Annotated in this window: 9 protein-coding genes; 6 read left to right on the plus strand and 3 right to left on the minus strand. The window is 53.6% G+C overall.

All coding sequences use genetic code 11. The features are described from left to right. Positions 1-127: 127 nt before the first annotated feature. A complete protein-coding gene (locus ABF824_RS07900; RefSeq protein ID WP_415487783.1) occupies positions 128-1,873 on the plus strand; it encodes a hypothetical protein in 1,746 nt (581 codons plus the stop codon). A gap of 53 nt (positions 1,874-1,926) precedes the next feature. On the opposite strand, the gene gltX is transcribed toward ABF824_RS07900, so the two are convergent. Then, entirely contained in the window at positions 1,927-3,255 is a 1,329-nt protein-coding gene (gltX, locus tag ABF824_RS07905; protein ID WP_415487785.1) for a glutamate--tRNA ligase, read from the minus strand. A gap of 278 nt (positions 3,256-3,533) precedes the next feature. Here gltX and ABF824_RS07910 point away from each other — a divergent pair, with 278 nt between their 5' ends. Then, complete coding sequence (locus ABF824_RS07910; RefSeq protein ID WP_415487787.1) at positions 3,534-7,058, plus strand: glycosyltransferase; 3,525 nt, start codon at positions 3,534-3,536, stop codon at positions 7,056-7,058. Here the strand turns inward: ABF824_RS07910 and gluP are convergent, their stop codons facing one another. Next, complete coding sequence (gluP, locus tag ABF824_RS07915; RefSeq protein WP_415487831.1) at positions 7,059-8,264, minus strand: glucose/galactose MFS transporter; 1,206 nt, start codon at positions 8,262-8,264, stop codon at positions 7,059-7,061. Between the two features lie 227 nt (positions 8,265-8,491). Here gluP and galE point away from each other — a divergent pair, with 227 nt between their 5' ends. The 4 genes from galE (at position 8,492) to ABF824_RS07935 (ending at position 11,542) form a co-directional block, all read left to right on the plus strand. After that, entirely contained in the window at positions 8,492-9,475 is a 984-nt protein-coding gene (gene galE, locus ABF824_RS07920; RefSeq protein WP_415487789.1) for a UDP-glucose 4-epimerase GalE, read from the plus strand. Continuing rightward, positions 9,465-9,881, plus strand: coding sequence for a cytidine deaminase (locus ABF824_RS07925; protein ID WP_415487791.1), 417 nt, complete (start codon positions 9,465-9,467; stop codon positions 9,879-9,881). The genes galE and ABF824_RS07925 overlap by 11 nt, the downstream gene beginning before the upstream one ends. Before the next feature lie 194 nt (positions 9,882-10,075). Beyond that, complete coding sequence (locus ABF824_RS07930) at positions 10,076-10,801, plus strand: trypsin-like serine peptidase (protein ID WP_415487793.1); 726 nt, start codon at positions 10,076-10,078, stop codon at positions 10,799-10,801. 141 nt (positions 10,802-10,942) lie between these two features. Further along, positions 10,943-11,542 (plus strand): acetate uptake transporter, encoded by a 600-nt coding sequence (locus ABF824_RS07935; RefSeq protein WP_415487795.1) that lies wholly within the window; start codon positions 10,943-10,945, stop codon positions 11,540-11,542. Positions 11,543-11,619: 77 nt separating this feature from the next. Here the strand turns inward: ABF824_RS07935 and ABF824_RS07940 are convergent, their stop codons facing one another. Then, positions 11,620-12,021, minus strand: coding sequence for a VOC family protein (locus ABF824_RS07940; RefSeq protein WP_415487797.1), 402 nt, complete (start codon positions 12,019-12,021; stop codon positions 11,620-11,622). Position 12,022 lies beyond the last annotated feature (1 nt).

Genomic DNA, 12,022 nt, shown 5'->3' on the forward strand with positions numbered 1-12,022 from the left:
CAAAAAGATTCAATTGACGACAAAGCTTTCGCTTTATATCGCTAAGAAAACCTTAAGATGTTTTCAGAGGAAGGCTCTCTGTGCCTCATGGAAACACTCCGGAAAGATAAATGAAAGCTGTCCGAGTATGAGCGATACATCTGTTTTAGTTGCCAGTGGAACAAATACAGACTCAACTCAGAATTTAATCGCCTCTCCGGCTTCATCTTCTTCGGTGTCTGATGATCTGGCCGCAGCGTATCTTTCTTCCGATACAACGAACAGTTCTTCAACGGGCAGCTCTCTGGCTGCGACCGATTATTCCAGCACAGGCACGGCAGTGCAGTCTGCTGCATCCATACTTGATTCCGCTGGCAGCAACGCCAAGAGTACTACGTCATCCGGCACAACATCCACAGCAACCACGACCGGAAGTGGATCATCCCTCCAGTTTTTGAGCGCCAATACAGCGCTGCTGACAACTTCGGCGGATACATCCGACACCATCAATGACACTAACTTCACATGGTCGACTTCTCTGGCCCCAACGCGTCCCTTCTTTGTCTCTGCTAATCAGGCTGAACTGGTGAGTCAGAGTGTTAACTGGGTGTTTGAAGCCGTTCTCGGACGAAATGCAACTGATGCGGAAACCAGCGAGTACAGTTCACAAATCACACTGACCAGTCTCGGTGTGCAGGGGAACATGTATTCAGACTATTCCTCACTGGTAAAAACACTCGCCAACAGTCAGGAAGCGGCCGATGCGCTCTCCAATGCTTTTATGGCATATACCGGTAAGGATGCCACAAGCAGTGTGATTGCGGAGGGGCAGGCGCTGCTTGCGAATAACGACACTCTGGCCGACCTGAAAACCGCCATCATTGATTCGGATCAGACTGCACAGGCCATCTCGTCGATTTATGCGGAGAAGGTCAACGAGACGCTCGCCGCATCAAGCGGGCAGGTTGCAAGTTGGCAGGCCTATATGGAGAACGGCGCCACTCTTTCGACCGTCACATATGGTGTGACGCATGGAACGGAAGCACAGGGCATCATTGCCAACGTGTATAAGAGCCAACTGAATTACACGCCGAGCAGCGGAGAAGTCGCCACATGGGAAGATGTTCTTTCCGGTGGCAGGAATTATTCTGATCTGGTGACGGCTGTTTCCACCGGCCTTGAAGCCCAGTCCGTCATTTCCAATGCGTATGAGCAGAAAACAGGCCTCTCACCGAGCGCTGACGTGATCACCGAGTGGGAAAACGCCCTTGCTTCCGGGCAGACCTATCAGGATATGGTGAGTGGTATTTCTCACAGTTCCGATACGGCAGCCGCCATCACGACCGTCTATCAGCAGAAAATTGATATCACTCCGTCCCAGGGCGTCATTACCAACTGGGAAGATTATTTCGCGACCGGTGCTTCCTATAAGGATCTGATCTCCAGCGTAACGCATGGTGTGGAAGCACAGACGCAGATCACTGAGCTGTACAAGGCAAAAGCAGATATCACGCCCGGAGCAGGACAACTGCAGGCTTGGGAGGATTATCTGGCTTCTGGGGCCACTTACAGCCTGATGTTGTCAGCGATCAGTCACGGGGCTGAGGCCCAGAACATGATCGTAAACGGTTATGCCAGCGTGCTGGGGCAGACTGCGTCTACTGGTCAGGTGACGGCTTGGGAAGGGGCACTGGAAGGTGGTGCGACCTATGACAGCTTCATTCAGATTCTGTCACACGGCGTGGAAGCCCAAACGGATATAACCGGTTTCTATCAGAGCCTGTATGGTCGCGCCCCCACTGAGAGCGAACTGGAAGCGGCAGAAACCATGCTTCAGAACGGCTCCAGCCTCAGCGACGTGAATACAGCCATTAAAACCGGCACGGTAAGCTGAGCGCTTTCGGGAAAAAGAGCAGCCTTTCCTGACGGAAAAGACTGCTCCTGCTTTCAGGAAATCCGCGTCACTCGCGTGAGAGCACGCGCTCTTCCAATGAGCGGCAGAAGATCCTTCAGTTCAGGACCATGTTCCTCGCCCGTAAGGGCAAGCCGAAGCGGACGGAACAGAGCTTTTCCTTTGCGTCCGGTTGCAGCACTTATGGCCTTTGTCCAGATGGACCACGTTTCTTCCGACCAAGGTTCCTGCGGCAAAAGGCTAGCTGTTTCCGCAAGATACTCACGCTCTTCCGGCTGGTCAGGAGGCGTGATGTCATCGTGGGTGACGTTCCACCAGTGGGCACATTCCGCCAGCAGATCGATGTTGCTGCGGATGACAAGCCAGAACTGCTCGGTTGCCCCTTCCGGCAGTCGATCTTTCACATCCTGATATTCCGCGGTGGAGAGAATGCGACGGTTGAGAGCGAGCAGTTGCTTCATATCGAAGCGGGCTGCGGATTTTGAAATGCAGGACAGGTCGTAATCCTGCGCCAGAGCATCAAAGCCCTTGGGGTCAGGCGACTTCGAACTTCCCAGCGTCGAGAGGTAGGTGGTGATCGCTTTGGCCTCAATACCGTCACGGCGCAGAGACTTGATGGAAAGAGAATCAAACCGCTTGGAGAGCTTACCGCCACCCTCATCAAGCAGAAGCGGCAGATGCGCGAACTTGAAACGGTTTGGCTTGGCGCCCAGTGCCTCAGCGATATCGAGTTGGACACCCGTGTTGGTAATATGATCCTCGCCCCGGATGATGTGCGTCACATCCGTTTCCAGATCGTCCACAATGGAAGCGAGGGTGTAAAGCACTGTACCATCCGCACGGATCAGAACAGGATCGGAAACAGCCGTCAGTTTGACGGAGCAATTGCCCATCACGAGGTCGTTCCAGCTTTTGCTGCCGTCCGTGAGCTTGAAGCGCCAGTAAGGCACCTTGCCATTCGCTTCGGCCTGCGCGCGCTGCTCGGCCGTCATTTTCAGCATGGCCCGGTCATAAAGCGGTGGTTTGCGCTGCTTGATCCGCAACTCGCGTTTGGCCGCCAGTTCCTGCTCGCTTTCAAAGCAGGGATAAAGGCGCCCGCTGGCCTTTAGCGCTTCAATGGCCCGTTCATAGCGCGCCAGACATTCGGTCTGACGAAACGTTTCATCCCATGAAATGCCCATCCATTCGAGATCGGTCTGAATGCCGGTGACATAGATTTCCTGAGACCGCCCAACATCCGTGTCGTCGATCCGCAGTTGGAAGGTCGCATTATGTTTACGGGCAAAGAGGGCGTTGGCGATGGCCTGCCGGGCATTGCCGACGTGGAGCATGCCCGTCGGGCTGGGAGCAAAACGAAGTTTCATCAGTAAGGTATGCCGTGTCCCGTGGTGTAATTGTATCGGTAGAGGCTGACGCCCAGCGGTTCCTGTAAAGGAAACGGGCGCGCAAGTTTATATAACTGTATCATATTCCAGTTCGGCAGCGATCACCATCCCGGCACGCTTGATGATGTATTTTTGAGACTGTGTTATGAAAAGTAGCGTAATATTAACATGCCTTGACGGGTCAAAAGCCCTCTCCTAGGAAATTTGAGAACCGGAATTTACTGCCCTATTTGGCCATGCAGAGCTGAGGACGCGCCATGACACTGGAAAGCACTGGCGAGAGGTTCATGCCCGACATGCAGGGCGAGACTGCTATCGAGCACATGCATCGCTATCTCTTCGCCCGGGAGTTGGTGAAGGAAGGAAGCGCAGTTCTGGATATCGCCTGTGGCGAGGGCTATGGAAGCGCCCTTCTGAGCGCAAAAGCCGCCAGTGTGGTTGGGGTGGATGTCTCGCCTGCGGCTGTCGAACATGCACGGGAAAAATATGGCAATGATCGCGTCCGCTTCCTGGCGGGCGATGTCTGCGCTGTGCCGCTGCCTAATGCGGCCGTGGATGCGATCATCAGTTTCGAGACGATCGAGCATATTGCCGACCACGAAAAAATGCTGGCCGAATTTGCCCGTGTGCTGAAACCGGGCGGCATCGTCATTATTTCCAGTCCGGATAAATATCGCTATTCCGTGGCGACAGGTTATCAGAACGAATTCCATGTGAAGGAGCTTTTCTGTCACGAGTTCGAAGAACTCATGAAAAGCCACTTCAAACATGTGATTTTGGGTGGCCAGAGAAATCTCTTTGGCTCAGTCATCGATTTCATCGATACATCAAGCAAGGATATCAGCTTTTCCCTTGCCGACGGTGGCGTGGCACGCTTTGAGGGCGTGCCAGAGGCCATGTATCTGATTGCCATCGCATCGCAGGAGGCTTTGCCGGAAGCGGTGCGCGGGGTCTGCATTGATCATGTCACTGCCAGCGATGCGTTTCGTGATTTTGCAAGGCAGACACGGGAAGCAGTCGGCACACCTGATCAGATCAGAATACTAAAACAGGAGCTAGATCGCGAAAAGGTCAAGGCAATTGATGTCTCCCGCGTTCTTTTCGAGGAACAGGAAAAAAACAGGGCTTTATACCGGGATGTGCCCAACCTGACGGCCCAGTGTGAAGAGAGACAGCGGGAAATAGATCTGCTTCGTCAGCAGAATCTCGAACTGACACAACGCATCGAGCGTCTTTCTGACGCTGAGCAACGTTGCAGAGCTATTGAATCAAGCACGACATGGCGCCTTATCAAGCCTCTGCTCAATGTGGCTTCGAAATTGCCTTTTACTTCGCGTAATCGCCGTTCCAATGAAGGAACAAAAGATGTGGCTGTGGCGGAGGTGGCACCGCCAAAACCGGAAGAAGACGGGAGTAATGTGACCGTTGTTTCTTCTGATGAAAATGTCGACCATATTGTAGCCGATATCGCACCGTTTTTCGATATCGATTACTATGCTGATCAGTTAGAGGAACGCCCGGCAGATTTCGATGCAGAAGCTGCTGCCAGGCATTATCTTCGTGAAGGATGCGCAGCAGGGCTGAATCCGTGCCGTGATTTTCAGACGGCTTACTATTTATGGCGCCATAAGGACGTTAAAGACGTCGGAATGAACCCCTTCTGGCATTGGGTTCTTTATGGTCGGCGTGAACGTCGTTCGGCATTGCCCTATGAGCGGAAGCTCCATCGGAAACATTACGAGCCTTTGGTGAGTGCCGTTGTTCCGAATTTCAATCATGCGAGGTTTCTTCAACGACGTTTCGAATCAATCCTGAATCAGACATACCAGAATATCGAGATCATCTTTCTGGATGATGCGTCGAGCGATGAAAGTCTTGAAATCGCTGAGCGGTATAGAGCAACACATCCTGACAGGATCAGGATTGTTTCAAATGCAGTCAATTCCGGGAACGTCTTCAGGCAATGGCGCAAAGGGATTGATGAGGCAAAAGGAGCGGTCGTCTGGATCTGCGAAAGCGATGATTATGCTGACGAACGATTTGTTGAAAAACTGATCCGCTTTTTTGTCGATCCAAGCGTTCAGATTGCTTTCGGAAAAATACAGTTCTGCAATGCAGAGGGGCAGCCTTATGAAGGGCTGGATGGTTACCGTGAGCGTGCGCATCCGGGCATATGGGATCATCCTTTAGTCAAGCCGGCTGGATGGTGGTTTACGCACGCTTTCGCTGTTTCCAATGTCATCGCCAACGTGGGTGGCTGCCTTATACGCCGACATTCTGTTCGGGAGAGTATGTGGGAACGGGCTCAGAGCTTTAGGGTGCTGGGTGACTGGTATCTATATGCTGAATGGGCGGGTGGCGGTCAGATAGCCTACTCTCCAGACGCAATAGCCTATTTCTGCCAGCATGGCGGGAATACTTCCGTCACGAATTTCAGTTCGCCGCAATTCTATGCGGAACACCAGATCATGATCGAACATCTACGCCGTAAATGGGGCGTGGATGACGATCATGTGCTGCGGTTCACCACGGCGCTGTATGAGACGTTTCAGTATGTGGATGGTGCAAAGACGTTGGGACCGTTTGAAACACTGTTCGATATCGAGCGTGTGTTGGCCTGTCGGCATGAGCAGCAGCATATTCTTTTCGCAGTGCTCGGTTTCGAATTGGGAGGAGGAGAAATCCTCCCCATCGAACTGGCGAATGCCCTTGTCGCCAAAGGCGTGATGGTGTCGTTCCTTGTGTTTGACCATCAACGGGAAGATCCGAAAATCCAGCAGATTCTGGACAACTCCATTCCCATTTATTCTGGTGAATCTGCGCGGGAAAAAGGTATCTGGCAATACGTACTAAGTTTGCATGCCGACCTCATCCATTCCCATTTCTGCTATTGGGATCCGATGTTCTTTCCGGATGATGAAACGCTTCCTTCATTGCCCTATATCGTCACTTTGCATGGATCATATGAATGCGCCCAATTTTCAAAAGAGGAGGTGGAGCATCTGAGTAAAGGGGTAACGTTCTGGGTTTATCTTGCGCAGAAAAACCTGTTTCATCTTCGTGATCATTACGGAGAGCTGCCCTACGGCGACATCACCTGTATCGGCAATGGTATGGCCACCGATGAACGTCCATTTCCATTTGGTCGGGAAACGCTTGGAATTGGCGCACAGGATTTCATTCTCGCAATAGCCAGTCGGTGCATACCCGAAAAGGGATGGAAACAGGCCTGTGAAGCCGTTCTCAGGCTCAATGGCAGGGCGGAGGCTGGCAAGGTTCACCTCGTTCTTTGCGGAACTGGTGACGCCTTGGAGGGATTGCATGCGAATTATGGAGATATTCCTGAAATCCATTTCCTTGGTTATCAGGATCGGATCAGCGGGCTTTACCGTTTTGCCGACTGCATGCTGCTGCCGACACGTTTCCCCGGAGAGTCTTTCCCACTAACCCTGATTCAGGCGCTACAGGTCGGCACGCCCGCCATCGCCACGGATGTTGGGCAGGTCAAAACGATGATGACGGACAATGAAGGTAATCTGGCGGGTATCCTTCTGCCACTGGAAGCTGACGACCCGACGCTGGAAGCGGCTATCATGCAGGCTGTGCAGACAATGATGGACGCTGAGCAACGGGCAGTTTTCAGTCAGCGCGCGCTTGAGTGCGGTGCGCGTTACGATATCGCTCACGTCGCAGACCAGTATATTGAAATCTACCGGCGCTTCCGAAACACCGAACCTCGCATCACCACTGATGACGAGATCGAGCCTTTTCTGTTTGACTGATCAGAATGTTTCGTCAGCAAATCGGTGTGCATAAGACAGGACAACGCCGTAGGAAAGAACAGCCAGTCCAGCGAATGTCGCCTGAAACCCGATATATGATTTCAGGAACACAAATATCTGGGGCGTGAAAGCGCCGCCAGAAAAAGCCATGACAAGAAGAGCCGACGCGACGGGTGTATGAGAACCAGCGTGGCGAATGGCCATGGGGAAAAGTGCTGGCATGATCATGGCGTTCGCGAGCCCCAGTAAGGCCACACAGAGAACCGACACATAGCCCTGCGTGCAAAATGCTGTGATCGACAACAGGATTCCCAAGCTGCATGACAGGAACATGCATCGCTCCTGCGACAGAAAACGTGGAACGACCAGCAGGCCGACACCATAGCCCAGCATCATGGCGGCAAGAGTAAAAGCCGTAAAAAACCGTGTTTCATCGAGTGGAAGACCAAAACCCTGCCCATATGTGCCGATCGCATCGCCTGCGAGCACTTCGATACCGACATAAGCAAAGGTGGCCAGAATGCCGCCGCATAGCCGAGGCGTGAAGGAAAAACCTGCTTCGGTTAATCCTCCTGTTCCAAAATCCGGCAGCGGCGACAGCATGACGATGCCTGCCGCGATAACCAGGACAAGCGCCATGCTCAGGTAAGGCCAGTAAATGCCCTGTGCGAAACTGCCCAGAATGGCATCCCGTTCGGCTGGCGTTGCAGCCTGCGCGGCGTGGACTGCAACGTTACCAATATCGTGCATCACGACAGTAGCCAGCACGATGGGAGCGAGAATACCGGCGAATTTGTTGCAAAGCCCCATGATGGCAATGCGTTGAGCCGCTCGATCATGGGGGCCGAGCAGACTGATATAAGGATTGACTGATACCTGAAGTAGGGTCAGTCCCGCTCCCAGCACCATAAGCGCCCCGAGAGCGCCGGGATAAAAGCGGCACGCGATAAACTGGCCAAAAAACGCTCCTCCGATGCCCATAATGGCGAGCGCGATGGCAAAACCCCGCTTGAGACCCGTGCGTTGGGCAAGTTTTCCGGCTGGGAGAGCAAACAGCAGATAGGAAAGGTAAAATACAAGGGGAATAAGGAATGCTTCAATATCCGAGAGGGAAAAGGCCACTCTGACAAAGGAAATGAGTGGTCCGTTGAGCCATGTCACAAACCCGATGAGAAAAAAGAGCGCTGCTGTTGCAATCAGAGGCATCCACCCGAAAGAGCCGGCGGGGCAGAGTGAGGCGGACCGGGAAGTCTGATCTGTTTGATGCACGACGTATTTTTGTCCGGCAGAAATTGGCAGGAAAGGGTGGCTTGCAAGACGGCTGTTACATGTTAGGAACTTATTAACATTATGTTAGGCTTTGTTTTCTCCTAACGGAGAGGACGTTATCGATCAGTTACGAACAGATCGAGCTGAGCGGTCAAGGAGTGGGTATGAGGTTCTTAGTCACGGGCGGTGCTGGTTATGTCGGCAGCCATATGGTTCTGGCGCTTCTGGATGCCGGACATGAGGTAACAGTCCTGGATAGCCTGCGCACCGGTCATCGTGCTGCCGTGCCAGAGGCTGCCCGCTTTATCGAGGGCGATATCGCTGACATTCCGCTGCTGGACAAGGTTCTGTCGGACGGAACGTGGGACTGCGTCTTTCACTTCGCTGCGCTTTCACTGGTGGGCGAGAGCATGCAGAAGCCGATGATGTATATGATGGCCAACGGTGCTCTCGGGTTTGGCCTGATCGACGCCTGCATCCGTAACGGCATCCGTAAGTTCGTGTTTTCCTCCACCGCTGCGCTATTCGGCTCAGCCGGGAATGCGCTGATCGACGAGGACACGCCCGTCGATCCGGGATCCGCTTACGGCGAAAGCAAATACGTCGTCGAGCGGGCGCTTTACTGGGCTGACCGTATCCACGGATTCCGTAGCGCGTGTCTCCGTTACTTCAACGCCGCCGGTTCCGATCCGCAGGGGCGGGCAGGCGAGGACCACAAGCCCGAGACGCATCTTATGCCGCTGGTGATCGACGCCGCTCTGGGACGTCGTGATGGGCTGACGCTGTTTGGACAGGATTATCCGACACCAGACGGAAGCTGTGTTCGGGACTATATTCATGTCAGCGATCTGGCGCAGGCGCATCTTGCCGTTCTGCCGCTGCTTGACGAAAAGAGTGTGACCTTCAATGTGGGTACAGGACGGGGTAATTCGAATCTTGAAGTCATAAAAGCAGTGGAAAAAGTCAGTGGCCTGACTGTTCCCTGGAAACCCGGCCCGCGTCGCGCTGGAGATCCGGCCATGTTGGTTGCAAGCCCTGCACGCATCATGCGTGAAACAGGCTGGAAGCCACAATTCACCAACATCGAAGATACGGTCGCAACAGCTCTGGCGTGGCGTAAGGACCACCCGCAGGGCTATGGAGACTAAAGCGTCGGAGAATGACGACCTGATCAGGGCAGCGGTTCTGATCAGGGAGCGTGCTTATGCACCGTATTCCAGATTTATGGTCGGTGCCGCTCTCCGTTGTAACGATGGTTCCATTTATTCAGGGTGCAACGTGGAAAACGCGGCGTATCCTGAAGGCACCTGCGCCGAAGCAAGCGCCATTGCGGCAATGGTCGCTGCCGGTAAAAGGCATATTACAGAGATAGTCGTCTGTGGTGGTGGGGATGCGCCTTGCACGCCCTGCGGTGGCTGCCGCCAGAAATTGCGGGAATTTGGCAGCGCCGACCTGCGTATGCGCATGGTTGGCGCTCAAGGCGATGTTAAGCTGGTGCGCACATTATCAGAATTGCTGCCGGATAGTTTCGGCCCGGATCATCTCGATTTCTGAGGCAGAAAAAGAATGACCCGAACGCCTTTGCCTAAGCATCGGAGTTCGGGTCATTCTGTAGTAAGACAATAAGGAGAGAATGAAATCTCTCTATAAAATGTCTCTTCTTCAATGAACTCAGTTCTATCCAGAGAATCTTTCAAAAGAGTGAATCTGTGAGTGTAAAACTCTCTTTCAAAACTTTTCGGAATATATTGGTCCGGATTGTTTTCACGGGCACCTTAGGTTGTCTTTCTTCCCAATCGAGTGCCGCTGTCCCGCTACGCCCCGGAATCGGCACCACCGATATGCGGCAGGGCGTGGATGTGAACAGTCTTCCGTGGAGCGCAATCGGACGTGTGCAGACGGAACTGGGCGCTCGCTGTACCGGTTTCCTGATCGCTCCCAATATTGTCGAGACGGCGGCGCATTGTCTGTTTCTGCCAAAAACCGGGCATTATATTCGTCCGCAGGATGTTCATTTCCTCAGAGCCTATAGCCGGGGGCAGTTCGCCGCCCATGCGAAAGCCCGACAGATCGTTCTTTCCGCCCAGTATGACGAACGACAGGAAAACGCCACCTCGGGACTGGACCGGGCTACCCTTATTCTCGATACGCCCGTTGCGACTGCTTCCCAGATACTGCCGGTGATGACGAATCTGCCCAGTCCCGGCACCAGTATCGTGCTGGGAGGTTATGAGCAGGATTTCAGCGAGATCATTCGTTCTGACATGGCATGTCATGTGCTTGGAATCGGACGGGACGGGCAGGGACGTTTCATGATCCGACACGACTGTTCCGCGACACGGGGGAGTAGTGGAGCTCCGATTCTGGGGCAGCAGGACGGTCGCTGGGTCGTCTGGGGCGTGCAGACATTGGCAAATTACGGTCAGGGCGGTGCAGCAACGCCTTTATCCCAGCCGATAAAAGACGCTCCCTGATCACACCGCATCGTGATATTCAGGAATCGTATTTTACTTATTATTTTAATTGTTAAATACCGACATCAAGCGCAAGCATTCCCGCATCAGAAAGCATTCATAGCTTCCTGCCTCAGTCTCCGTTTTTCTGGAGTGCGCGTTATGGGTACCGTTGCCAATCCTGCTCCCCTCGGCCTGGCCGGGTTCGGAATGACCACAATTCTTCTCAATGTCTGTAATGCAGGCTTTCTGCCGCTGAATTCCTCCGTGCTTGCCATGGGGCTTGCTTTCGGCGGCTTTGCGCAGTTCTGCGCCGGAATGCTGGAATATCCGAAAGGGAACACCTTCGGATTCACCGCCTTTGCGTCTTACGGGGCATTCTGGATCGCTCTTGTGATGCTGATCTTCCTGCCGAAATTCGGTCTCATTGCTCCGGCTTCGCCCGCAGGAATGGCAGTTTTCCTCGGTCTGTGGGGCGTTTTCACAGCATTCATGTTCGTTGGAACACTGAAAGCGAACCGCGTTCTGCAGTTCATTTTCGGATCGCTGATCGTGCTTTTCGCCCTGCTGGCAGTGGCAGAAGCGACCGGCAACACGGCAATCACCCGTTTCGCCGGTTTTGAAGGCCTGTTCTGCGGTGCGGCAGCCCTTTACCTCGCGATGGCCGAAGTTCTGGAAGCACAGTTCGGACATGCGGTCCTGCCGGTGGGCGCACCTGCGCCAACGCCGATGGTCACCACATCGATGCGGGTCGCTGCCTGACCTTAAATCTCGTTCCTGAATGGAAAGCCCCATGAACCGAAATGGCTCATGGGGTTTTTCATTGGTGAACGCTCAGGTCAGAGAAAACGACCGGGCGCGCCCCGTTGGAGAACTTCGATCATGTAACCATCCGGATCGGAGACGAAGAAGAACTTGCCGATCACCCGTCCGTCCCGGCTCAATTCCTTGACGGGACGAGGATTCAGTCCGTCCCGCTCAAACCGCGCATGCTCGGCGACGATATCAGCGACAGAGACGGCAAGATGGCCATAACCATCCCCCAGATCGTAAGGCTGAGCACGATCGTGATTGACCGTCAGTTCGAGCTCGAATGTCTGCTCGTCATTGGAAAGATAGATCAGTGTGAACGTATCGAAAGTGATGCGATCCGCCACGCGAAGACCGAACGCCTTTTCGTAGAATGAGAGCGATGCCTGTTCGTTGAGAACACGGATCATCGAATGAATCATCTTGGCCATA

Origin of the sequence: Acetobacter sp., assembly GCF_047721705.1 — a bacterium.
Taxonomy (GTDB): Bacteria; Pseudomonadota; Alphaproteobacteria; order Acetobacterales; family Acetobacteraceae; genus Acetobacter.